Here is a 22,164-nt window from a genome sequence, read left to right on the forward strand (position 1 = left end):
ATTTAAGTGGATTCCTGCCGGGTTATGCTGAACGCGGGGCTTTACGGTTTTGTCGTTGCGTCGGGAGGGCGTAGCCCGACCAGAGCGACGACAAAACCGTCGGCGACGGTCATGCGGCCATCACCATAGCTTGCGTGCCGAAGTAAGCCTCGTCGGGCGTGCGCCCGTCAAGGCTCGAGTGAGGGCGTCCCTGATTGTAGAAGGCCAGATACTTGGCAATTGACGCTCGCGCCTCGGACACGCTGTCGTAGGCGCGGAGATATACTTCTTCGTATTTGACCGTGCGCCAGAGCCGCTCGACAAACACGTTGTCGCGCCAGGCGCCCTTGCCGTCCATGCTGATGGCGATCTTCGCGTCCAGCAGCACATCGGTGAACTCGAGGCTGGTGAACTGGCTGCCCTGATCCGTGTTGAAAATCTCGGGCCTGCCGTGCTTCGCCAACGCCTCCTGGACCGCTTCGACGCAGAAGGCCGCCTCCATTGTGATCGAGACGCGATGGGCCAGGACCCGTCGGCTGAACACATCGACGACCGCCGCGAGATAGACGAAGCCACGCCGCATCGGAATGTAGGTGATGTCCATTGCCCACGCATGGTCGGGCCGCTCGATCTTCAATCCGCGCAACAGGTACGGGTAGATCTTGTGACCCGGAGCCGGCTTGCTCGTGTTCGGGCGACGATAGACCGATAGCGGTACGACGACCCCACCTCGTTTAGGTGGACGGGATGAGCGAGACTCGCGCGTGGATTTGACAACGCGAGGGACGCTCGTTCCATGCATCAAGACAGACATCAAGACGGGCATGATGCCGCCTCCTATCAGCGGATCGAGGTGATCACAGGGGAGAGGCGACGGCGCAGTTGGAGCGATGCGGAGAAGGCGCGGATCGTGGCCGAGAGTGCCGATCCGGAGACGAGCATTTCCGAGGTGGCTCGACGCAACGGGGTGAACCGGGGACTGCTCAGTGTGTGGCGGCGCCAGGCGCGGCTCGCGTCGAGCGAAGCGCCGCAGTTCGTGCAAGTCAGGCTCGAGGCCGCCGTCGAGGCGCAGCCGAACGCGATCGATAAGGCGCATGTTCTGACGGATCCGGCCGAGCGGATCGAGGTGATGATCGCGGGCGCGACGGTGCGCGTGCCCGTCGGCGTCGACGCCGCGACGCTGGAGCGCGTGCTGGCGGCGGTGAGATCGACGCGATGATCTCTTTCGGTCCAATGGTCCGTGTGTTCGTCGCGACGCAGCCGATTGACTTTCGTAAAGGCGTTCATGGCCTTGTCGCGCTGGTAGCGGAGGGATTAGGCGGCAAGCCCTACAGCGGTGACGTTTATGTCTTCCGATCGAAGCGATCGGATCGTTTGAAGCTACTGGTTTTTGACGGCTCGGGAATGGTTCTAGCGACGAAGTGGCTGGAGAATGGGGGCTTTGCCTGGCCACCTGTTCGCGAGGGTACGATGCCGGTGACGGGGGCGCAACTGGCGATGCTGATTGAAGGTCTTGCGGAGTGGTCGCGTGTGGTCCCGAAGGTGACGAAGCGGCCGACGAAGGTTGCCTGAAGCGTCTTGTTTTGCTGGCGATTGCGAGTGCGTTCGTGTAGCTCTGCGATATGGCGCTTCGCCCCGAAGATCTCCCCTCTGACCCTGCGGCTCTTGCCGAGATGGTGCTGGCTTTCGAAGGCGAGAACGATGATCTGCGCGCAGAGATCGCCACGTTGAAGAGCCTGATCTTCGGCGCACGATCGGAGCGCGCGGCGATCGTCTGCGCCGAACAGATCGCGTTTGATCTGGAACGGACCGCCGGCTCACAGCTCCCGGCCAATGACGACAAACCGGACGCGCCGCGGCCGGAGCGGCGCAAAGCGAAGCGCAACATCGGCGCGCTGCCGGCGCATCTGCCTCGGGTCGAGCGGGTGATCGAGCCGGCGTCCACGCTGTGCCCGTGCTGCACGGGTCAGATGCATCGGATCGGCGAGGAGAGCAGCGAAGCGCTCGATCGGGTTCCCGCGTGGCTGCGTGTGCTCCGCACGATCCGTCCAAAATACGCCTGCCGCTCCTGTGAGGGCCCGATTGTCCAGGCCCCGGCACCGGCGCGGCTCGTCGAGGGCGGCATGGCAACGACGGCGCTGATCGCGCATATCGCCGCGGCCAAATATGCCTGGCAATCGACGCTCTATCGCCAGACGCAGATCCTGGCGGGTCAGGGTGTCGTCGTCGACCGTCAGACGCTGGCGCGCTGGATGGGGAGCGCGGCGTGGCTGGTCAGGGGCCTCTACGATCTGCAACTGAAGACTATGCACGGCTTCGAGCGGCTGTTCTGCGACGAGACGCCGATGCCAGTGCTCGATCCGGGACGCGGCCGCACGAGGATCTGCCAGTTCTGGGCGCACGCGACGGACGATCGGGCGTGGAAGGGGCCGGCGCCGCCGGCGGTCGCCTACGTGTTCGCAGGTGGTCGCGGCAAAAAGGAGATCGTGGCGCAGTTAGCCGGCTTCGAAGGCGTGCTGCAAGTCGACGGCTATGCCGCCTACGCCTCGCTGGCGGGCGATGCGATGATGTCGGGCCAGATCCAGCTGGCGTATTGTCTCGTTCACGCGCGCCGCAACTTCGTGAGGGTGCACAAGACGACGAACTCACCCTTCGCCGCGGAGGTCATCGAGCGCATTGCGGCCGTCTACGCGATCGAGGAGAGGATCCGCGGTCTCGATGCTGGGGAACGCCGCGCGACGCGACAGGCCGAGACGAAGCCGCTGATGGAGGCGTTGAGGGCCCGTCTGATCGCGGTGAAGGACGGGATCTCCCGCCGCTCGACGCTCATCAAGGCGATCGACTACATGCTCGAACGCTGGCAGGGCCTGACGACGTTCCTGGATGACGGGCGGCTCGAGCCGGACACCAACACGGTCGAACGATCGATCAGGCCAATTGCGATCGGAAAAAAGAACTCGTTGTTCAGTGGTGACGAAGGCGGGGGCGAGACCTGGGCGATACTCGCTTCGCTTCTTAACACAGCGAAATTGAATGGCCTCGACCCCGAGGCGTATCTCGTCGACGTTCTCGATCGCATGGTGAGCGGCGCCACGAAGACCAACCAGCTTCACGAACTTCTGGCCTGGAACTGGAAGGCCGCACGCGAAGCCGAAAAGCGGGCCGTGGCATGACGAAGCCGAAGCAAGGGCGGGGAACGCGAAAAGCACGCAAGACGACGATGGCGGACTATGCCATGTCGTTCGAACGGCTCGGGCAATGGATCAGCAAGCGCGCCAGGTCGCCGACGCTTCGGCATCCGCGGGCGACGTCGCTCTCCATGCTCGATGGCGCGGTGGCCGCGGTCGTCGCCGGGCCGGTCTCGATGGCGTCCGAGGAATGGGTGTGCCCGCTCCTCGGCGTAGATCCCGACGCCTTCAATCACGACACCGAGGAGTTCTCGGCAATCGCCGCCACGCTGATGCGCCACAACGCTATCAGCGAGACGCTGTCGACGAGACCGGAGAGCTTCGAGCCGCTGTTCGTGCGATCACCGGACGGCGAAGTCGACCCGCAGCCCTGGTGCATGGGCTTCTACGCCGTCATGAAGCTTCGGCTTCTCGTCTGGTCGCGGCTTCTCCCCCCGAATGGAACCGAACACCTTATGCTGCGGCCGATCTTGGTCCATTGCATCGACGACGCCGGTCGACCCTTGCTACCCCCGGCCCGGCGCACGCTGGGAACGCAGCCCATCATCCAAAACGCCTGGCGCAACATTCCAGCAACCGTCGAGGCCCTCCGGCAGTTCTGGATGCCTATACGCTTCAAGCGCGGTGCGTAGGCCGTCCGCACCAAGTCCGTGGCTCCGTGGGCCTCTCGTACCGTTTACAGTTGGTTAGCCTGCGCGCTCGGCCACAAGGCCTGCCGCGACAACCGATCAGTCCTCTATCATCGCGTTCCAAGGCTGTTCGAGGCGCTCGCGCTCGCGCGCGGAGACGGACGTTACGCTCGGCTCCTCAAAAGCCTCGGCCGCGCTCAGCTTCTGATTTTGGATGATTGGGGACTATCGGTGCTCACCGCCGCGGAACGCCGCGATCTGCTCGAAATCCTCGAGGACCGCCATGGCCGCGCATCCACCATCGTCACAAGTCAGCTCCCCGTGGACACCTGGCATGGAGCCATTGGGGACCCCACGGTCGCCGACGCCATTCTCGATCGCCTCGTCCACAACGCCCACCGCCTCCAGCTCACCGGAGAAAGCATGCGAAAACGCAGCGCCAAAACCATCACCCTTGACGGCCAACCAGAACACTGACTCTATCTCCCATCGGCCGTAGCGGGCTGCTCACGATCGTCTGAATTCAGTGCTCACGATCGCGCGAAATCGATGCTCACGATCCGTGAAATCCGCAATCACGTCGCGAATGAGCTGGGCATTCCAACTTCGCGGCCTGATGCCAAGCGCCGGGAGCAGCCGCATGACCATGCGACCGTGCCGATTTATTGTCAGCTCTGTGACGTCGTGATGCTGTCGCAGCCAGTCCTGGAACTCGACCACCCGGCGGTGGGGTGTCGGTAATGCGGGCTTCGGCTTGCGCTGGACGGTTCCGCGCTCGCCCAGAAACTCGATGAACCGGCGTACCCGCCTCACGTACTTCGCGGCCACGCTCCTCTTGCGACGGATGCCGGGGCATCGACAGCGATGCCGAGCGAACCGATCGGCGACGCCATCATCGATATCAGGGACTGCGATCTTGGCCAGCGTCAGCCATTGCGCGAGGTGACGGGCTGCAGCGTCATAGCCGCTCACCGTCAAGCTCTTATGCCCCAACGCCGTCGGGTGTCGTGTGAACTCCGTCACCAGCGGGGCGAGATCGCCTGCGTCCATGCAGCGCAGCCCGTGGCAGTGATCCTCACTCGACTTGGCCATTCCTTGTCTCCCATTCGTTGCCATCAAGGCAGGAAGCGAGGCCTCAGATTATGCCGAGTGAGACAGAGGGCAGCAGGTGGATAACGAAGCGGGTCTCGGATTGAACGGCCGCCCGCATAATCGTGGGCTCCGCATAACTGCGGAAGTCGACCGGATGCAGGTGAGGAACACCTTCACACCAGAGGGGATCATGCCGATCGGACCGCCCGGATCACCCGCTGCAAGTGTGCCTCGTCGACATCGACGCCGGCGCGCACCCCGCCGACGGAAATTTCGATCACTGATATGCACGTCACGGCGGCTTCGCCACTCGAGGGCCGCGACAGGTAGTCTTTCGGCCCGAGCATCGCTACGCCAGGCAAAGAGCTGCGAGGGGTGAATGCCGATCCGATGGGCGATGCCCGATACACCAGGCTCCAGCGCCTCTGCCACGACTTGTGCCTTTGAACTCATCCAACCAGCGTTCGGCGAAGTTGTCGCGGGGCCCCTCAAGACGCTGGGCGACCGCTTTGGTCATATGGAAGGTCTAGTTTCAGAGCTAGGCGCAGACATAGAAGCTCACATCGGCTCACAGACTCCGCAACCGATATCCGATCGCTCGCCCCACTCCGCCAGATGGGATCTCTTTGCCGCTTACGAACGAGTGTGCATGTCCCGATAATTACCGCCACCCCGAGCTATGGGCCGCCTCCGTGGGCCAAAGAAATTGAACCTTCGCCGGCTCCGATCAGAGCGTGCGGTGCAATCTATACCTTGATCGCACCGCCAAGCTCCACGAGATCGATCCTCAGGCTGGGCTCACCGACGTGCTGGCCCGCCTGCCGGATTATCGCGCTAAGCACGCATGTCCTGGAATTATCTACCTCAGAACGTCACTCACGCCGCCTAAGCGCGGACGACGTACCCCGCACGATGGACATAGGCCGACATTTCCGGTCGCCCGCCCCCTCAAGACGGCTTTTCATCCCAGAAGCCCGCACTCTCTACGACAACTTCACGCGGCACGAGACTGAGCGGTGGAGTTCTTACTGCATGGCGCTGGTTCTCCCCCAATCAATGCGCCAGAGATCCCTTGCCCGAACGAGATTTGGTCCTGGCCTAGGAAGCCATACGCCGTCAGTTTACCGAGCCGGCAGCGGCCCGGCCAGAGACACAGACCCAACGCGGCTTGTCCGGAAGCAACATCCCGGCGTCCTGGGATGCAGCCATCGCGCAACTAATCCCTACTTGATCAAATGCGATGACGACATCTTTGGTTTGATACTTCAGTCTATCGGCTGCTCGGAGCACCCCTTCGGCACCATTTTGAAACGTGGCGTTCAACGTCCAGTAATCTTGATTCGCGATAACAAACGTGTGGAATGCCTTCCTGATATCCCAACCAGAGCGTTTCGATAGGATACAAAATACCTTGTTATAAATTCCACTGGAATAGTGAACGTCTAGTCCATCGTAGTATTTGGAGACGTGGTCTATAGACGCGCCATCCTGTGGCGGGTCGCACATATATCGCAAGGACGCGCCAGCTTTTTGGGTAACATCCGCCCCCACGGTCAAGTCAGACCCCGATCTTCCGAATGTATCGCCATATTTCTGAAAGTAATAGGACTCGGCAGCCTCTCCTGCCATGTCGGAAAACGACTCATTCATTCCACCTGGCTGGTTCTGATATTCGAGCTTCGAATTCTGCTCTGTGAAACCATGCGACACTTCATGCGCAACAACATCCAAGCCCACGAGAGGGTAGAACATCGTGTGCCCATCGCCAAACGTCGTTGAGCTGCCATTCCAAAATGCGTTGTCTTGATTACTAGAGTAGTGTACGCGCATATGCAGTTTCTGCTTCAAAGGACTGACGCCGTACCAGTCCTTATACATGTCCACAACAACCTGCCCGAAAAATTGGGCATCATTGAGCGGTGAGAACGCACCATTGATATGATCCCCTGCGTTGTTGTAACACCTGAACGCAAAAGGCTTGTTCGTACCTTTGTCAGAGAAGTTCATGTGCTCGGTGAAAACATATGGGCTATCCATTTGACAGATGCTGCCCTGCTCGCTCACTTCGAAGGGCGGAACGGTTTCGCTTCCATAGGTGTACTGGCCAGTCTTGGCATTTCCGCCAGGCCCCGTTCCTTTTTGGGCGTGTTGTAGGTTTTCATAGGAACTCACCGTTTCGCCTGTGATAGCGTCGATAAACAACACAGGACGTGTCGGGCGTGGACCTGCTGTTCCGTCCCGGACAGTTGTAAAGAACGACGTGCGGTACACAAGCCTGACCTCGCGATTCTTTTGAACGAGATACACGAGATCGGCCTCTTCATTTTCGTAGCTGCTCCCGCGAAGCGTAGGAGAAGAGGAGAGCACAATCTCCTTAGCCTTTTGAAGCGCCTGCTGTTTGGTGATCTTGGCGGTCAGGGCCGGACCTAGCCCGTCTTATTCGTAAGAGTGCGCCTGAGGGGTAAAGCGCTGATGCGGCGTAGGATTCGGTTGCGAAGCCACCCCATCACCTTCAACCGCGAACGCCACGCCCGCCATGACCGATGATACGATTCCGCCCTTCTCGTTTCCAGCCGTTCACGCCAAGAAAGTCACAGCTGCCTTCGATGGTGGGCGCCTGACCTCGAACGGGGGCGTGATGCTTCTGGCGATGGCCGAGCGGCGTCTCGGTTTGGCCGACAATCTGGCCCGGGTGTTCCCGGATCGGCGCGATCCGACGCGGGTCGTGCACAGCCTGGTCGATATGTTCCGCGCGCGCATGTTCGCGATCTGCTGCGGCTACGAGGACGCCGACGACCTCGATCATCTGCGGTCCGATCCGGCATTCAAGCTGGCCTGCGGTCGCCTACCGGACACGGGCCGGGATTTGTGTTCCCAGCCGACGCTGTCGCGGCTGGAGAATGCTCCGCGCCTGCGCGACGTGATCCGACTGACCTACATTTTGGTCGACGCATGGATGGATAGCTACCCCCACGAGCCGGCATCCGTCACGCTCGACATCGATGATACCTGCGACGTCGTCCACGGCCATCAGCAGCTCTCGCTGTTCAACGCTCATTATGATGAACGCTGCTTTCTGCCGATCCACGTCTACGACACGGAGAAGAGCCGGCCCGTGGCCGTCGTGCTGCGGCCCGGCAAGACGCCGGGCGGCGTCGAGGTGCGTGCCCATCTGCGCCGCCTGGTACGGCATATCCGGACGCGATGGCACAACACGCAAATTACGTTCCGTGGCGACGGGCACTATGCCCGGCCGGAGGCCATGGCGTGGTGCGAGACCAACGGCATCGACTACATCTTCGGTCTGTCCGGCACCAAGCCTCTCGCCAGAAAAGTCGACGAGGTCGCCGACGACATCCGCACGCGACGCGCCATCGAGAACCTGCCGGTTCTGCGTGGCTATACCGAGACGCGCCACAAGGCAAAGTCCTGGGATCGCGAACGGCGCACTGTCGCCCGTATTGAGGCGACGATGCTCGGCCTCGACATCCGCTTCGTCGTCACCAGCCTCGATGTCGGCTCGGCCGAGTGGATCTACGACAGCCTGTATTGCGCGCGCGGCCAAGCCGAGAATCTGATCAAGCTGCATAAGACGCAGCTCGCCTCCGATCGCACCAGCTGCCGTTCGGCGCTCGCCAACCAGGTCCGTCTCGTGCTCCATACGGCCGCTTATTGGCTGATGCTGACCGTGCGCGACGCCATTCCCAAAGCCCGGGAATTGGCCGCTGCCGAGTTCGCGACGCTGCGTCTTCGTCTCTTGAAAATCGCCGCCCGTGTCGTCGAGACCACGAGCCGCATTCGCCTTGCGTTTGCCGCGGCATGTCCCGAAGCCGACCTGATCTGCGGCTTGCCCGGCGCGCTGCTGCCGCTCGGTCCTTGACCGGCGGGGCGTCCGCCCCCGTTCGCCCAACCCATCCCTCAAGCGCGTTGCAAAGTACCGGTCGTCAGGCGGCGAAAAGCCGAAGGCAATCCTGTGCGCCTCGTCAGACAAGATGTGCGGCCGCATCAATCGGGCCCAAAAGCCGCACTCTCACGAATAGGACGGGCTAGATCGTAGGCAGCAGTTCCGCTTAAGGCAACAATTCTCGTGCCATCAGCAGATCTCTCGGCAACGATCTGCGAGCCCCACACGGGAATTCCGTTGTGCTGCTGCTCAAGGCGGAAAGTGGCGCCGGAACGGTTAGGCAGCGCCTTAACCGACGAAGAAGTATCGAGCCCGAGTAAGCCCGCAACGGAGGCCTCAGGTGATCTTCCTTGAGCTATTTCACCTAGGGGACCGGTTTGAGGTACAACCTTGTTCACCTCACGAATCTCGGCGGCGGTAGCTGACCCCAGCAAGGCACTCAATACAATGCACGCCAGTGCGTGGATACGGTTATGACGCATGACACTCTCCTCAAGCTCGATTAATCGCTTCGCTGCATTGAAAGTAGCGCAAGTAATTGCTGCGATCTGGCTCAACCTGCATATTCATTGTCACCATCATCAGTTGCGATAGCTCTCACGACCATCGACGCCTTTTGCTGTTTCGATCAGAAACTCAATTGCAAGCTTGGCGAAGCGGGCGGCTTTTGTTGCATCCAACTTGGAGACCACGTCCTCCGAAGTGTGAATGTATGGATTGCTCCCTTCGAGCGGAGCCTCGAACGGCCAGGCTGCGCGGATGCCATTTCTCATCCACGAGACATGATCAGAGCATGCGTAGCAGCCCTTAGTTTCACCGTGCGTGATCGCATGAGCACCAGAATGGTTGTATTCCTTTAGGAGCTTAGTGAGAAAACCATTTAGTTCGGGGCTGGTGTAATCGTCCACCAGGTAGATGTCCCGGGGGCCCCGGTCGGCATTGAAGCCGATCATGTCAAACTGCAAGACCGCAATTACCTCTTGCCCTTCTTTGCTTTCGGCTGCGTATCTGTCCGCAATTTCTGCGGAACCTCGGAGCCCTACCTCTTCTGCCGAATAGGCCATAAACGTAATGGTCCGCTGCGGTTTGAATCCCATTTCCATCAGCACACGAAGCGCCTCTGTGACGACCGCGACTCCGGATGCGTCGTCGTCAGCGCCAGGCGCGTTCTCTTTGGGGTTCTCTTTATTCTTCCGATTAATAGAGTCGATATGCGCGCCAATCACCACTACTTCCTCCGGCCGGGACGCGCCTCGGATTGTTCCGATAACCGAGTTCTGAACCCAGCCGTGCGAAAATAGCGCGACCGTGAAGTCTGGACGCTCCTGTCCCATGCTCTGCCATTCTCTACGAACAAACTCGGCCGCTTCTTGCCCTTTGGACGTTTCGAAGTGTCGCGTCCCGAAACCTTGGAGCATTGTGATCGTGCTGAGGATCTTATCGCCCTTAACCCGATCGAGGGCGCGGCTCACGGTACTCTGCTGATCAAGCGTCTCCGGAAGGGGAGCTAAGTAGCGAAATCCGGGCTTGTAAGCTGGGTTGTCCACCTCCTTGAGGGCTGCCTCGCGCGACGCGTGGACAGTGAAGCCGCCGCAGCGCGGGCATGCGCTGCGCATCCAATTAGAAAACCTGTCTAAGTCTTTCTCAGCGATGTCAGCAACGGACATGCCGTTGATCACTTGAAACGTGGGAGCAACGAGATCGTCCGCAACTGATTGGCGGCTCGCAAGAGACTGCTGCACGGCAGCTGCTACATTGTCGCCAGTGACAACCCAAAGCCTTGAGGATTGTGCATAAGTACAGGGACTGCCCACCAGCAACGTGGCTAAAGCAGTTAGAATTGTCTTTGAGAAACTCATTCTTTTCATGCCTACTCCTTTTCGCCGACGCATGAGTATGCCGATGATGCAACCGCGCTACGCATGGTTACGGCAGCTGCCGGACAACCAGTCGTTCAGCGATGACCGCGGCCGGTCCGCTTGAAGTTGATGTCTCTTGCGAGAATTGCTGTGGTCGTGCGAACAGAGCAAGCGGCGTGCCAAATCGGAATTCCAACATTGCGCGTTCTCTTCGTAGCATCTGGGTGCGTCGTAGCTCGATATTGGGCTAACCTGACAATCGGCACGGCTAGTGACCGACATTCGTTGCAGCGTTAGCGACGAAATCGCGACTATTCAGAAACTGTGCAACCGGTGCCGCTGAGCGTACCGAATTGCAGGACCGGGAGCCGGTGGGGATCCGGCGTCATCAAGTTCTGTCGAAATGGAGAACCAAGCTAGCCTTGGCGCCATTCTCAAGGTCCCGCAAGTAGGCAGCTTTGTGCTCGTGTTGGATCGTTCAGAACGAGCCGCGCTCACGGCGGGTTGCGCCAGCAGCAACTGAACGCCGGCGAGCGCTTTGTAATGGCCGGGCCGGCAGTTGTGGGAGGCCTTGTCCTGCTCAGCCGCACCGAATTGCTGCTACTAATTCAAACAGGACCGCTCGCATGAGAGCAGGCCTGATCAACAAATTACTCGAACTCGGACGGCCGCCAGCGTTGCCTTAGCGACGCGGATCATATTCTCACTGCGCCATATTCTGCGTGTGGCAGGGGCATCCACTCGAGACCTAGCGCCAGGGCCTCATTGTAAATGCGCGTACGTTCAATAGATGGTCCCCGCAGATCGGGCTGCCAGCGCTACATTCTCCAGACGCGCCGCTTGCGGGGAGGAGGATGAAAATTGCAATGCGGCGCTCCGAGGGCCTGGATCGCCGTTGTTGTCGAGGGGGACTCAATCAAGACGAAACTATTCCTTTCGGCCGCGGCCCCCGGGCCTGCAGAGCGATCGAGTGAATGTGTCGCTGATGTCGAATCCTCGTCGGGACTGCCCTTGTTCGGCCAAACCCGGGAGGCCGACCTGCGGTTAGCTGGCTTGTGTTGTGACGAAACCGCCACTCGCCCTCCGAGGCGAATGACGATCCAAAGAAGCTCGAAAAGGCGCGCCATGAGCGGGGATGAATGCGGGATGATTCCTTCGCTTGGGTTGCTGCTCGCAACGGCGCTACGCATTCCTACGCCGCTGCTGTGCGGGCGGTACCGTCACCCAGCCTGTGACCGTAAGGGTGCAAGCAGCGTCCCGCCTCAGTCATTGCATGCCGGTTGCGGCCCGGCTAAGCTCGTAGCGTGCCTATGTGCGTCGCAATTACATTCTCATGGCGTTCACCTTTAGGTTCTGCCGAACCGTGCGCGGGTGGCAACGCGCGCCGTCTGGCCACGCCGGCGCTCGGAAGCTGGATCGCCGCGGTGATCTTGGTGGCCCTCCCCCGCTCGCATTGTGAGCCGCCACTCCATGTCGTCCTCATGCCGCAGCCTTCATGACAGACTTGACTAACACGATTTGCTACACGCTGCTGCTGTTCGCGTGTGGCTGGCTGATCTGGACCGATCTCCGCCATGGCATCATCCCTGATTGGATCAACGGCTTGATCGCAGCGCTGGGACTTGCGAGGACGTTTGCGATGGAGGGGGCGATTGGTCCAGTGATCGCGGGCAGCCAAGGCTTGATAATCGCTGCCCTGCTCCTGCTGTTGAGAGAACTCTACTTCCGTTGGCGCAGCATACAAGGGCTCGGCCTTGGTGACGTCAAGTTCCTGGCCGCCGCTACGCTTTGGACTGGACTATTCGACTTCCCGATTCTGTTGCTTGTCGCAAGCGTCGCGGCGCTGTTCGTCGTGCTCTGCCTCCATGTTGTCGGGCAAGGCGCCACCGCACGAACGTCGATCCCGTTCGGACCATTTCTGGTCGTTGGCCTACTCGTCGTGCTTGCTGTGCAGACAAGCGCTGCAAGTATGTCTTTCCAGACCATCAATTTACTGGATGGTTTGTGGGCGCCAGCCAGAATACTGCCGGACATTCACGGCGCCACAATAACGCGCCGTGCTGCCTCGCCTATGCAACCGCTCTGACGCAAGAGAGTTCACATAATGACGAAAATTGATGTCAACGGCGATTGCGGCATTCATTCGGATATGAAGGTGTTTTAGGGATCCGGAGCAACAACATGCTCACGACTAGCTCTTGGACCTTTACGAATTAGCGCGTTTACCAAAAATCCGATCGAGAACCTCATCACGCGCACAGGCGAGTCGAACTCGCTGGGCGCTCCGGCATTGAATCCATGCAGCGGAGAAGCGTGCAAAGGCAACGCGCAATTCATTGCGCGACTTCGTAGATTGATAGTAAGACGGAACACAGGCGTTGTCTGGAGGACCGGATGTTGGATCGGACCACTACTGCAGTTGTCGAGGTCCCAGCTCCTGTTCGGCGGTCGTCGAGTTCAAGGGTGATAGATGGCCTCTCCCTCACTTCCTTTTCCAGGCTGGGGCATAGACATGATCGCCTTCTTGGAGGGGTTTTCCAACATTACCTCGCGAGCTCGCACCTGGCGTAGCACCCAGCCATCATGCTGTTCGCCGACCCTCATCCGAACCGACAGCTTGCTGGACTGATCGATGAATATCCCGAAGCTCTCGAGGCCTCCCACAACGGTTCCAACCAGCGCGAGCGCCGGCTTCTCCGGTCTCTTGGAAGACAGCGGAGGCTCGGGCACAGCGGCAATGGGCGTCGACACGGGAACCAGCGCCCGTCGTGAGGGCGAGAAGATGGGACGATCGCGGGTAGCGGCTAGCCGGGTCAACGGAATCCCCCACAGGGGATTGGCACTGGATGCGGGCTCTTTCGGCGCCGACACCGAGTTGACGGTCAATGACGAGGGCTCAGGCTTGTCGATTCGCGCCCCACCCTCCCGCTGCCCTATCGAACGAGTGTCCGTCACTTCCTCGCTTTTCACAGCCGCTATGGCCGCGCAGACCGACAGGTTTGTTATGGCTAGTACGACGGCGGCCAAACGGATCATTGCGATAGGACGCATCATTTGCGTTCCTGCCATTGGCCCGACACCGTCAGCGAAACGCGCAGCTTTCCTGGCGGAGTGGTCGTGTCGGTCAAGAACGCCTCGACCAAGAGCTGCTCCACAAAGAGGAATGGAAGACCGGCTTCCAGATCATAGAGCAGTTGCTGTAAGGCTGGTTGTTCGATCTCGCAACTCGTCACTACACTAATGAAGCCTGCTTTCGAATGGTTACCCTGCAGTTCGACCTCGGTCGACAGAACGTCGCCCCCAGCTTTTGTGACGGCGCCGACCACCCTTTGCACCAGTGCAGCGCCTGCAATGGTCACAGTCTTTCCTTCGATAAAGGCCAAGCCTCCAGGCGCGGTCAGATTAGGCCCGCCGCGGCGATCAGGCCGAACCGCTCCTCCCTCGAACTGAGGCAATAGCTCTCCAGCCTCCTGGAGCTGGTCATATCGCGCAAGTAGATCGGTGATGGCGCTTGCGATTACCCAGAGGAAAGCGAGAACTACGATAGCATAGCCTGACGCGGCTGCGGCAGGTGATGACCGAAATGCCACCCGAAAAAGAGCGGATCCCATCAGGTGCTTCCCCTGAAATAGGCATTCACATGAACCTCTATGTGAAATCGCTCGCCGGGCTCGTTCGATGATCTGGTGGTCGGTGCGAAAAATGCGGCTCGGCTGAACTGCGGTGACTGCTCGATCAGCTGGATCAGCGTCGGCGCATCCTCAGTCAGACCAACCAGTTGCAGCCGATCGCCCTCGACACGTAGCTTGGTGACATAGGTACCATCGGGCAGGATGCTCGAAAGACGATCCAGAACCAATACCGTCGCTGGCGTAGTCTGCTTGCGCCGAGCGAGCAGCGCGTCGGCAGTTGATGCAGCGGAGTTCGGATCGCCCTCGACTGCTGCCTGCTGACGCGCGATCGTGCTGCGCAGTTCTTGCAATGCTCCGTCTGCTTTGGTGCTGAGCACCATGGTTGCTATGAGCACCAATGCAGTCGCAGTCCCAGCGCCGAGCAGAAAAAACTTCAGGAGTTTCGCGAGGTCTCGGCGACCGGAGATTGCCGAACGAAGACCTGCGCTGAAAAGCGTAATCGGATGCAGGGACAACTCGCTGTGTGTATGGATCGCGACTTTGGCAGCTCCGACATGATCCGCGAACTGGACCAGCGGCTCTACCCTGGCACGCGACACCGCCGCTAAAATAAGGCCGATGCGCTCCTTGGGTGCCGACTGAGGCTCACTAAAACCAAAAAGCGCCTTTTCGGCACTCCAGGGCGTTAGTCGATCGATCTGTGAACGGATCATTCCGTTTAGAAATGGTTCTGCCTGCTTTGGAAAGTCGAGCTGCCGAACAAGAACTTGGTTTGGGGCGAGGTAAATGTCCATTACGCACCCGCGCAGTACCCCAATCCAGTTGCTTGGCAGGGTATGGTCGCCGGCCAGCCGAACTTGGGCATACTCTGGCTGCAGCTTGCGTGTGGAGCGCTGCAGTAGCTGTAGCGTCAGCCCGTCCCCTCCGTCGTGGCAAGCGCTTACCCGCCGGCGCCGGTGGACACGGTTCGCGATCGCTTCAAGAGCGCTAGCCACCGCGGCACACCACGCGGTAAGCGCCATTTCGATGTCACTTGCCATCTTCATGCCCCACCCCGCGCGTTGTGTGTTTGCGCGCCCTCGTCCTCGTGCGACAGAACTCGATAAGGCAATTTCCCTTCGCCTAATTCAATTACAACCACCGACGACCGCCGCCGACCATCGGCTGGATGTAATGACACGCGCAACCTCCACGCGTTGCTCTTGCCAGCGATGACCCTGGCACTTGCGGGTACCTGCGCAATAGCAGCCGGGCCGGCGGATAACGCGTCTCGTGAGGCGAGGAAATCCTTCAGGATCAGCGGCGTCATTCCCGGAACTGAAGCGACCACCTCCGCCGGGGCGGCCAAGATGTCTATCCCAGGCGAGCCGCTGAAAACGGTGACAAACGGCATCACTCGGTCAAGCAGCCAGGACGGCGGCCCCAGCACTAGAGGTAGCTCGTCGACATGGACGAAGGGGGCCAGCCTTGGACCATATTTACGTCCCGCCGCTGCATAAAGCGCCTCTTCCGATCGCGCAGCCGCCTTATCCACCGGTTTGGTACGCCACGATACCACCCTATCGGCATGATCCTGCGCCGCTTCGGCGTCTGCGCCAAGGATATTGAAGAGATTGGCGATCATCTCCTTCGGCGCGGCATTGAGATCGACTCGGGCGGCCTCGGTTAGGAACGAGACCGCCACAACGTCACCGCCGATCCGGATGCTGAATCCACCGCGCCTGGGCCGCTCCTCATTTTTCGCCATGAGCAACTGATAAGCCGCTAGCTCAACGCCGGCAGCGACCAACGCTTCTGCTTGCAGGGCGTCATCATCAATCCGCAAGACTCGCGCCGAGTTCGAAAGGTAGTGTGAGAATACCACGATGAGCGCAGCCAAGGCTGCTAGAAACCACAGCACCGCCACCAGGATGAAGCCATCCCGAGGGCCAGCCTTGCGTGACGATTGTCCTTTCGATTGCAACATTAATCGCTCCGCGCGCCACCGAAAGCGGCCTTCGGGCCCTGCTGCGGCTCGTCCAGCCTCGAGCTAACGCAGTCCCTCTCGCCTTCAATACATCCCGCACCCGGAGCATCGACATGAATCCGGGCCACCCTCGACATTATGGCTAATCCGCCCCGACTACGATCGAGAATAGTCAAGCGAACGGCAGTAGGAAGCCGACCCGCCTCATGCCAGTCCGGCCACCAAGCGAGGCTCGCATCCGCATAGGCAAAGGACAGTCGGAAGGGAGGAGTAAGCAGCACCACTCGATCGACGAAATCCAGAGTTTCGGAAAGTGAAACTCCGACGGGCAGAGGTGTGAAAGGGGTTCGCGAGCGCACGAGCGCAACATCGGGTCCGTTGGCAGTTTCGCCAATCTGGACGATGTCAAGGCCAGGCCCGACATTCGGTCCAATCGCCTTGCGAACAAACGTCACCCCCAGCTCTCCCCCTTCAAACAGCGGCTGCGTCTCGTCGCGATTGGACGGGACAAACTCCGCTGCAGAAAGATCGTTGGCTATTCGGCGCAGCGCCAAACTGAGCATCTCCGCACGTTGAACACGACTGACCCCGCGATTCCACGCCGGAAACCATTGCGACGTCATCGTCGCGAGCACCGACATCACGAGCCCCGCGACAGCAAGCGCAGCCAGGGCCTCGATCAGGGTGAAACCGGCTCGCTCCTCACGATGTTCTGATGCCGCACACATCAGCCTGCAGTCCGCGCCAGTCGCACTGTGCGCACATCGACGACGGCGCCCGATGCCGAACGGACACGCAGCTCCACCATGCGAGGAATCCAGCCCGCCTGACCGGCGGCGACGTCCCAACCCGTCCCGATCGGCGCAACCAGAACAGTCCACTCGCCGGAGGCGGACGCACCGCGCAATGTACCGGGTAGCAACCGATCACGGCCTGGAATCGCGGTGACAAGAGCCGCGCTCGCCTCTTGGATGACTGCGACCCTCTCCTCGATCTTACGAACGGCACGCATATTGGTTGATACGACCGTGCCAATTAACCCAAGTGACAGGCTGAGCACCCCGAGCGCGACTAGCATCTCTATTAGAGTGAAGCCAGCGTCACTCTCTTCAGCCATTGATGAGGGAACGAGAGACAACCTCAATCCTCCCAGTCAGCCAGTCGATCCTGATCTCGAGACGCAGGTCAGCCCGCCAGAGTGCAATCGCACCACCGCAGGACAGGCCATCGGGAAAGAAACTGATCGTCGATAAGACCGGACGTTGGTTGCAGCTGCGTGGCAATATCGCCTCGAATTCGACGTCGTCCGGCACCTGGACAGCAGCGGAGCTGGCCCCCGAACGAATCGCCCGGCCTGGCGGATCAACCAGAGTATCCACCCTGACGCCACCGCCGACCGACATCGCCCGGTCAGCTTTCAGGATCGAGGCGGCCGCAAGAGCATAGGCCTGCAGCCCTGCCTTGGAGGTCTGCCGCGGCACGAACGGCAATAGCACGGCCGCGATCATTCCGGTGATTGCGAGCGTGCAAACCACCTCCAGCAATGTGAAGCCGCGTTGACCATCACTCATTGCGTGCACTCGTCTGCGCACCGAGCACAATGTCGGCAGCCGTACCGCTGCCTCCCTCCTGACCGTTGGCGCCATAGGATATGATCTCGTATGGGCCACGCTCGCCGGGGGTGCGATAAACATAAGGCGTATTCCAGGGATCGGCGGGGATCGCGCCGCCTCTCAGGTACGGGCCGTTCCAGGCCGGAATGCCGGCGGGCCGGCTCGCCAAGGCTCGTAACCCTTCTGATGCCGTGGGATAACGACCCGCGTCCAGATAAAAGAGGTCCAGTGCGCTCGCGAAGCTCTGCAACTGGATCTTGGCTGCCTTGACCTTGGACTCCACGAGATAATTGAGGACCCTTGGCCCGATCAGCCCCATGATCAGGCCTATGATGGTGATCACAACCAGCATCTCGGCCAATGTAAATCCGCGCTCGCCTTCGGGGGCCTCCACTGGAATACGCCATATAAGTCCCGATTGGTATGCACGACGTTCCGCGACCGGCTGGCATTCTGTTGTCATGCTGATCTCCTCTGCGCTTCGTCAGTCGACGAGCTGCGTGACGGAAAGCAGCGCCGTCATGACCGAAACGATCAGGCCTCCGACGACAATACTGATTGTCAGTATTGCGGCTGGCCCGACCATTCCCAAGACACGATCAAGGCTGCGCTGGAGTTTCGCTTCATAAAATTCCGCGATGCGGCCGGCCAGCACCGGCAATTCGCCGGTCTCCTCGCCCAGCCGTAGCATGCGAACCGCCATGGGCGGGAGCACGTTGGACTCTGCCAGCGCTTGCGACAGCTTGCCGCCGTACCGAACGCGATCAGCCGCTTCGATCCACGGGGCAGGAGACGAGGTCACGGACATCACGTCGACGAGAATGCGCTGCGTTGCGGTGAGATTAACGCCACACCCCAACAACAGTCCCAAGTTCCGACAGAACAGGCTCGTGCGGTGGAAGACGAAGATTCTGCCAATTCCAGGCAGCGTTGCAAGCGCAGCGACGATCGAAGCACGCACCTTGGTCTGCCGCATGAGCCACCAGCCCCCGGCCAGGACGAACGCGCCTGAGATCAGCAGCAAAGCGCGGTTAGCTCGCATCAGATCAGAGGCTTCCATGAAAAAGCCAAGTGCCGGGTCAGCGCGGCCGCCGAAATCGCGCAGCACTGAGGAAAATTGCGGCAACACAGCCAGAATGAAGAACAGCATAACGCAGCCCGCTGCAAGCAAAACGAAGATCGGATAATGCATGGCATCACTGAGCTTCCGCCGAGTTGCCTCGGTCCGATCACGCTCCGCGGCCAGAACCTCAAGGACTTGGCTGAGCGTACCAGAGGCTTCACCAACCTTCATGAGTGCGCCATACATTGACGGAAACAGATCAGGTTGCGCGGAAACTGCATCGGTAAAGCTTTCGCCGCCAAGCACGGCCAACCTCAATCGTCTAATCACCGGCCGCAGCCGGCCAACATCGCGATCGCCTGACAGCAGATCAAGAGCGTCATCAAGGCGCGCTCCTGCCTTCAGAAGCAGCGCAAGGTCGCGCGTGAAACTCGTGACCTCCGCGCATGAAGGGCGGTTAGGCCAGAATCCGCGGCGAAATACCGACGCGGAACGGGCCTCCTCCACGGCTTCAATCGGTAGCAGATGCAGAGATGAAATCCGGCGCTCGGCCTCTGCTTGCGTCGATGCGACCAACGAGCCGGCAACGATCTCTCCGAACTGGGTCAACGCTCGATAGCGGAAACTTGGCATAATCCTGATTCAGCGTTCAGCAACAACACGAAGAATTTCAGCCGGCGCTGTGATTGCAGCTCGGCATTTAGCAATCCCATCGTCCAGCATCGTCGTCATCCCCCCGCCGATCGCCGCGTGGTCGATTGCCAGCCCATCGGCATTATCGGCGATCAGCTCACGCAAACCGCTGCTGAGTTCGAGGAGTTCAAATACTCCGATCCGACCGCGATAACCGCTGTGGCTGCAGCGTGCGCAGCCCCGCGGCTGCCACATGATTTCCCCTGCAGATAGTCCGAGGCGGCTCACTCCGGTGTCCTGGCTCTGTTCATCCTCGCCGAACGGTGTCGGCGCCTTGCAGTGCTCGCAGAGTTGTCGCACCAGCCGCTGTGCGATGACGCCACGCAAAGTCGATCGCAAAAGATAGCCTTCCACACCGAGATCAAGGAGTCGCGGCACGGCCGCCACGGCCGTTTCGGCGTGCAGCGTCGTGAGCACAAGATGTCCCGTGAGCGCGGCATGGACGGCAACATTCGCCGTTTCCGGATCCCGGACTTCACCGACCATGATCACGTCGGGATCCTGACGAAGGAAGGAGCGGAGTGCACTCGCGAAAGTAAGCCCGATGGCAGGCTTGATTTGCGACTGATTGATTCCGGGGATGTCGTATTCCACGGGGTCCTCGACCGTCAGGATTTTCCGTTCTGGCACATTGAGCATGGACATTATGGTTGCGAGAGTTGTCGTTTTGCCGCTGCCAGTCGGCCCTGTGACCACAATCATGCCGTGCGGAGCCGTGATCAGCCTGCGCAGAACAGCCTCATCGCGCTCGGAAAGGCCGAGACGGTCTACTGCAAGCTGGGAGCGGTCCTTCGGCAGAAGGCGCAGAACCGCGGACTCGCCATACTGCGTCGGCATGATAGCAACACGCACGTCGATCTCGCGACCGACCCGAATTCGCGCAGCTCCATCTTGCGGCAGACGTCGCTCCGCGATGTTCAATCCAGCAACGATCTTGATGCGAGAGATGACTGCCTGGGGCAGCACACCCGCTGGCGGCTGAATGGCACGAAGCAGCCCATCGATTCGCAGCCGAACCGTAAGGCCCGTTGAGAACGGCTCGACATGAATGTCACTAGCGCGCATTTCGAGGGCTTTTTCGATCAGATCATTGACCGCGCGCACGACGGGCGCGCCGCTTGCTAGGTCGCGCAGACTTTCGATGTCGTCATCGCGTAGCTGCTGAACGGCGGACTGCCCCCTCTCTTCCGCAGCCCCGAGCTTCTGATCGAGAAGGATAGTAATGTCCTCTATCGAAGCTACCTTAAATGAGGTCGGCACCCCGAACACCAGCTCCGCGGCTCTACGCGAGGGCTGGTCGGTGGGATCCGCCATGGCAAAGACGGGTGTGCCGTCCGAAAGGCGGTGAGGAAACGCGACCACTTCGCGAAGAAAGGCTGGCGAAAACTGGTCGATTGCAGGAGCGGCCGCCATCATTTCCCGCAGCGCAATACGCTCGAGACCAGAAAAGCGGGCGGCTTCGTCGGCAAATGACTCTGCCGACAAGTCAAACATCTCCCAAGTTCTCGTCGGCCGATCACCGGGTTGCGCGTCGCCCTCCAGGTGTGCCGGACACATCCGCCGGAGATGCTCGATGAATTGCGTTGACGATGTGCCGCACATAACATGATCCGCTCGCGCCCAGGGGTCGGCATCGGACCCGACTCGACTCGTCAAACACCTCTGGCAAGTCACATGCCAAATTGTGAGAGACGCCGACATCGGCTCGCAGTGTTGTTTAGGCAGATCGTCCGCCGGGGAGCCGCGCGCTTCGTCGGCTCGAATGCGCTAGTGTTCGACTCCGAACAAGGAGGGGAACGAAGCCTACAATCCGCCAGCTCCGTCGCGAACGCGACATATCAGATAGGCGCCATGTCGCCCCTGCAGATTGGTACAGTCCTTGCTGAAGACTTAAAGCTGGAGCGGCCCTGAGACGCTGACCGGTTGGCCAATTTGACTTAGGCCGCTCCGCCGAAAGCTACAGAGGGGAGAATGACCCAGAGCACGAGACGAAAGATTGATGCGGCACTGAATACGAACATCGCGCTGATGGGGCTGCAGAGGCATGCGACAGAGGGCAATCTGACGCAGCGCTATCAGCTGCACCCGGGGTAACGAAAGCAGCAACTTCTGGAGCCGGTGGCCCGCACATTCGACAGCGGCAGCGCCAAGTACGGCGCAGCAATCATGGAAAGCCGCCCGTCGCAGGCACTGCCAGTTGCTCCGTCTTGTCCGCTCAAGCGCCTATGGGCGGCCACCCGCCGCTAACCAGGCGAGGATCCGGCGCTGATGCGGCGGATCGATGAACGTTCACGAGTTGCCACGATTACTCCTGCACGACGTCCGTGGCGCTGGCGCTGAGCCTTGAACGATCCCGGTGACCGCGGCCGGCGAGTGAGGCGCGTGGTCAAACCAGCCCAAACATGAAACGCTATCCGCACGAGGCCCGTCGTTTGAAGAGACGTTGAGCTTCACCAACCCGCCGGTGGCGAGCGCCAACGACACTCTTCCTATAGCGGCACCTGGATACGTGGGCCTATGACGCTTGGCCACTCAAACGGTACGAG

General features: G+C 60.3%; 21 protein-coding genes and 2 pseudogenes. 7 read left to right on the plus strand and 16 right to left on the minus strand.

All coding sequences use genetic code 11. The features are described from left to right. Positions 1-109 precede the first annotated feature (109 nt). A pseudogene (locus J4G43_RS42895) lies at positions 110-688 on the minus strand (IS3-like element ISRj2 family transposase); the annotation flags it as partial. An 87-nt stretch (positions 689-775) separates the two neighbouring features. Between J4G43_RS42895 and tnpA the strand changes: the two are divergent. From tnpA to istB, 5 genes and pseudogenes are all read left to right on the plus strand, one after another. After that, positions 776-1,198 (plus strand): IS66-like element accessory protein TnpA, encoded by a 423-nt coding sequence (tnpA, locus tag J4G43_RS56210; RefSeq protein WP_018273743.1) that lies wholly within the window; start codon positions 776-778, stop codon positions 1,196-1,198. Beyond that, positions 1,195-1,551 (plus strand): IS66 family insertion sequence element accessory protein TnpB, encoded by a 357-nt coding sequence (gene tnpB / locus J4G43_RS42905; RefSeq protein WP_018273742.1) that lies wholly within the window; start codon positions 1,195-1,197, stop codon positions 1,549-1,551. The genes tnpA and tnpB overlap by 4 nt, the downstream gene beginning before the upstream one ends. 50 nt (positions 1,552-1,601) lie before the next feature. Beyond that, complete coding sequence (tnpC, locus tag J4G43_RS42910; protein WP_035681142.1) at positions 1,602-3,152, plus strand: IS66 family transposase; 1,551 nt, start codon at positions 1,602-1,604, stop codon at positions 3,150-3,152. Beyond that, the gene (locus J4G43_RS42915) at positions 3,149-3,799 is read left to right on the plus strand and encodes a UPF0149 family protein (protein WP_063712394.1); all 651 of its coding nucleotides are present in this window, start codon (positions 3,149-3,151) and stop codon (positions 3,797-3,799) included. Before tnpC ends, J4G43_RS42915 begins: the two co-directional genes overlap by 4 nt. Positions 3,800-3,847: 48 nt before the next feature. Next, positions 3,848-4,273, plus strand: a pseudogene (gene istB / locus J4G43_RS42920) (IS21-like element ISFK1 family helper ATPase IstB); the annotation flags it as partial. Positions 4,274-4,303: 30 nt separating this feature from the next. On the opposite strand, the gene J4G43_RS42925 reads toward istB, so the two are convergent. From J4G43_RS42925 to J4G43_RS42930, 3 genes are all read right to left on the minus strand, one after another. After that, complete coding sequence (locus J4G43_RS42925) at positions 4,304-4,888, minus strand: hypothetical protein (RefSeq protein WP_225005444.1); 585 nt, start codon at positions 4,886-4,888, stop codon at positions 4,304-4,306. Positions 4,889-4,936: 48 nt separating this feature from the next. Next, positions 4,937-5,341, minus strand: coding sequence for a transposase (locus tag J4G43_RS56215; RefSeq protein ID WP_225005445.1), 405 nt, complete (start codon positions 5,339-5,341; stop codon positions 4,937-4,939). A gap of 663 nt (positions 5,342-6,004) precedes the next feature. Next, the gene (locus J4G43_RS42930; RefSeq protein WP_208088567.1) at positions 6,005-7,255 is read right to left on the minus strand and encodes a M4 family metallopeptidase; all 1,251 of its coding nucleotides are present in this window, start codon (positions 7,253-7,255) and stop codon (positions 6,005-6,007) included. 169 nt (positions 7,256-7,424) lie between these two features. Here J4G43_RS42930 and J4G43_RS42935 point away from each other — a divergent pair, with 169 nt between their 5' ends. Continuing rightward, positions 7,425-8,768 carry an IS1380-like element ISBdi2 family transposase gene (locus J4G43_RS42935; protein WP_208086551.1) on the plus strand — a complete coding sequence of 448 codons (1,344 nt, stop codon included), beginning with the start codon at positions 7,425-7,427 and terminating at the stop codon, positions 8,766-8,768. Between the two features lie 125 nt (positions 8,769-8,893). On the opposite strand, the gene J4G43_RS42940 is transcribed toward J4G43_RS42935, so the two are convergent. Continuing rightward, positions 8,894-9,349: a hypothetical protein gene (locus tag J4G43_RS42940; protein WP_208088568.1), complete on the minus strand. Its 456-nt coding sequence runs from the start codon at positions 9,347-9,349 to the stop codon at positions 8,894-8,896. A 24-nt stretch (positions 9,350-9,373) separates the two neighbouring features. Further along, positions 9,374-10,660, minus strand: a complete 1,287-nt coding sequence (locus tag J4G43_RS42945) for a M20/M25/M40 family metallo-hydrolase (RefSeq protein WP_208088569.1) — start codon at positions 10,658-10,660, stop codon at positions 9,374-9,376. Between the two features lie 1,486 nt (positions 10,661-12,146). On the opposite strand from J4G43_RS42945, the gene J4G43_RS42950 reads away from it, so the two are divergent. Beyond that, a complete protein-coding gene (locus J4G43_RS42950) occupies positions 12,147-12,737 on the plus strand; it encodes a prepilin peptidase (protein ID WP_063709787.1) in 591 nt (196 codons plus the stop codon). Positions 12,738-13,108: 371 nt separating this feature from the next. Here the strand turns inward: J4G43_RS42950 and J4G43_RS42955 are convergent, their stop codons facing one another. From J4G43_RS42955 to J4G43_RS43000, 10 genes are read right to left on the minus strand one after another with little or no spacing between them, the layout of a single operon-like run. Next, positions 13,109-13,705 (minus strand): hypothetical protein, encoded by a 597-nt coding sequence (locus tag J4G43_RS42955; protein WP_050995268.1) that lies wholly within the window; start codon positions 13,703-13,705, stop codon positions 13,109-13,111. Further along, positions 13,702-14,262, minus strand: a complete 561-nt coding sequence (gspM, locus tag J4G43_RS42960; protein ID WP_028180910.1) for a type II secretion system protein GspM — start codon at positions 14,260-14,262, stop codon at positions 13,702-13,704. Before gspM ends, J4G43_RS42955 begins: the two co-directional genes overlap by 4 nt. After that, a complete protein-coding gene (locus J4G43_RS42965) occupies positions 14,262-15,329 on the minus strand; it encodes a PilN domain-containing protein (protein WP_028180911.1) in 1,068 nt (355 codons plus the stop codon). Before J4G43_RS42965 ends, gspM begins: the two co-directional genes overlap by 1 nt. Then, positions 15,326-16,249 (minus strand): type II secretion system minor pseudopilin, encoded by a 924-nt coding sequence (locus J4G43_RS42970; protein WP_028180912.1) that lies wholly within the window; start codon positions 16,247-16,249, stop codon positions 15,326-15,328. Before J4G43_RS42970 ends, J4G43_RS42965 begins: the two co-directional genes overlap by 4 nt. Beyond that, the gene (locus J4G43_RS42975; RefSeq protein ID WP_050995267.1) at positions 16,249-16,977 is read right to left on the minus strand and encodes a PulJ/GspJ family protein; all 729 of its coding nucleotides are present in this window, start codon (positions 16,975-16,977) and stop codon (positions 16,249-16,251) included. Before J4G43_RS42975 ends, J4G43_RS42970 begins: the two co-directional genes overlap by 1 nt. Further along, a complete protein-coding gene (locus J4G43_RS42980) occupies positions 16,977-17,387 on the minus strand; it encodes a prepilin-type N-terminal cleavage/methylation domain-containing protein (RefSeq protein ID WP_028180913.1) in 411 nt (136 codons plus the stop codon). The genes J4G43_RS42975 and J4G43_RS42980 overlap by 1 nt, the downstream gene beginning before the upstream one ends. Beyond that, a complete protein-coding gene (locus J4G43_RS42985) occupies positions 17,359-17,820 on the minus strand; it encodes a prepilin-type N-terminal cleavage/methylation domain-containing protein (protein ID WP_028180914.1) in 462 nt (153 codons plus the stop codon). The genes J4G43_RS42980 and J4G43_RS42985 overlap by 29 nt, the downstream gene beginning before the upstream one ends. Continuing rightward, positions 17,813-18,325: a type II secretion system major pseudopilin GspG gene (gene gspG / locus J4G43_RS42990; RefSeq protein WP_080659998.1), complete on the minus strand. Its 513-nt coding sequence runs from the start codon at positions 18,323-18,325 to the stop codon at positions 17,813-17,815. Before gspG ends, J4G43_RS42985 begins: the two co-directional genes overlap by 8 nt. A gap of 21 nt (positions 18,326-18,346) precedes the next feature. Next, on the minus strand, positions 18,347-19,558 hold the full coding sequence (locus tag J4G43_RS42995) for a type II secretion system F family protein (protein ID WP_208088570.1): 1,212 nt from the start codon (positions 19,556-19,558) through the stop codon (positions 18,347-18,349). A gap of 9 nt (positions 19,559-19,567) precedes the next feature. Then, the gene (locus J4G43_RS43000; RefSeq protein WP_208088571.1) at positions 19,568-21,220 is read right to left on the minus strand and encodes a GspE/PulE family protein; all 1,653 of its coding nucleotides are present in this window, start codon (positions 21,218-21,220) and stop codon (positions 19,568-19,570) included. Positions 21,221-22,164: the final 944 nt, after the last annotated feature.

Origin of the sequence: Bradyrhizobium barranii subsp. barranii (assembly GCF_017565645.3) — a bacterium.
Taxonomy (GTDB): Bacteria; Pseudomonadota; Alphaproteobacteria; order Rhizobiales; family Xanthobacteraceae; genus Bradyrhizobium; species Bradyrhizobium barranii.

Bases quoted from the DNA above. Each gene is read 5' to 3' on its own strand.
- J4G43_RS42975 (WP_050995267.1), bottom strand. From the start codon at position 16,977: ATGTGTGCGGCATCAGAACATCGTGAGGAGCGAGCCGGTTTCACCCTG.
- J4G43_RS42955 (WP_050995268.1), bottom strand. From the start codon at position 13,705: ATGATGCGTCCTATCGCAATGATCCGTTTGGCCGCCGTCGTACTAGCC.
- gspM (WP_028180910.1), bottom strand. From the start codon at position 14,262: ATGGGATCCGCTCTTTTTCGGGTGGCATTTCGGTCATCACCTGCCGCA.
- J4G43_RS42995 (WP_208088570.1), bottom strand. From the start codon at position 19,558: ATGCCAAGTTTCCGCTATCGAGCGTTGACCCAGTTCGGAGAGATCGTT.
- J4G43_RS56215 (WP_225005445.1), bottom strand. From the start codon at position 5,341: ATGAGTTCAAAGGCACAAGTCGTGGCAGAGGCGCTGGAGCCTGGTGTA.
- J4G43_RS42925 (WP_225005444.1), bottom strand. From the start codon at position 4,888: ATGGCCAAGTCGAGTGAGGATCACTGCCACGGGCTGCGCTGCATGGAC.
- tnpA (WP_018273743.1), top strand. From the start codon at position 776: ATGCATCAAGACAGACATCAAGACGGGCATGATGCCGCCTCCTATCAG.
- tnpC (WP_035681142.1), top strand. From the start codon at position 1,602: ATGGCGCTTCGCCCCGAAGATCTCCCCTCTGACCCTGCGGCTCTTGCC.
- J4G43_RS42935 (WP_208086551.1), top strand. From the start codon at position 7,425: ATGACCGATGATACGATTCCGCCCTTCTCGTTTCCAGCCGTTCACGCC.
- J4G43_RS42950 (WP_063709787.1), top strand. From the start codon at position 12,147: ATGACAGACTTGACTAACACGATTTGCTACACGCTGCTGCTGTTCGCG.
- J4G43_RS42965 (WP_028180911.1), bottom strand. From the start codon at position 15,329: ATGAAGATGGCAAGTGACATCGAAATGGCGCTTACCGCGTGGTGTGCC.
- J4G43_RS42945 (WP_208088569.1), bottom strand. From the start codon at position 10,660: ATGAAAAGAATGAGTTTCTCAAAGACAATTCTAACTGCTTTAGCCACG.
- J4G43_RS42970 (WP_028180912.1), bottom strand. From the start codon at position 16,249: ATGTTGCAATCGAAAGGACAATCGTCACGCAAGGCTGGCCCTCGGGAT.
- gspG (WP_080659998.1), bottom strand. From the start codon at position 18,325: ATGACAACAGAATGCCAGCCGGTCGCGGAACGTCGTGCATACCAATCG.
- tnpB (WP_018273742.1), top strand. From the start codon at position 1,195: ATGATCTCTTTCGGTCCAATGGTCCGTGTGTTCGTCGCGACGCAGCCG.
- J4G43_RS43000 (WP_208088571.1), bottom strand. From the start codon at position 21,220: ATGTGCGGCACATCGTCAACGCAATTCATCGAGCATCTCCGGCGGATG.
- J4G43_RS42985 (WP_028180914.1), bottom strand. From the start codon at position 17,820: ATGAGTGATGGTCAACGCGGCTTCACATTGCTGGAGGTGGTTTGCACG.
- J4G43_RS42915 (WP_063712394.1), top strand. From the start codon at position 3,149: ATGACGAAGCCGAAGCAAGGGCGGGGAACGCGAAAAGCACGCAAGACG.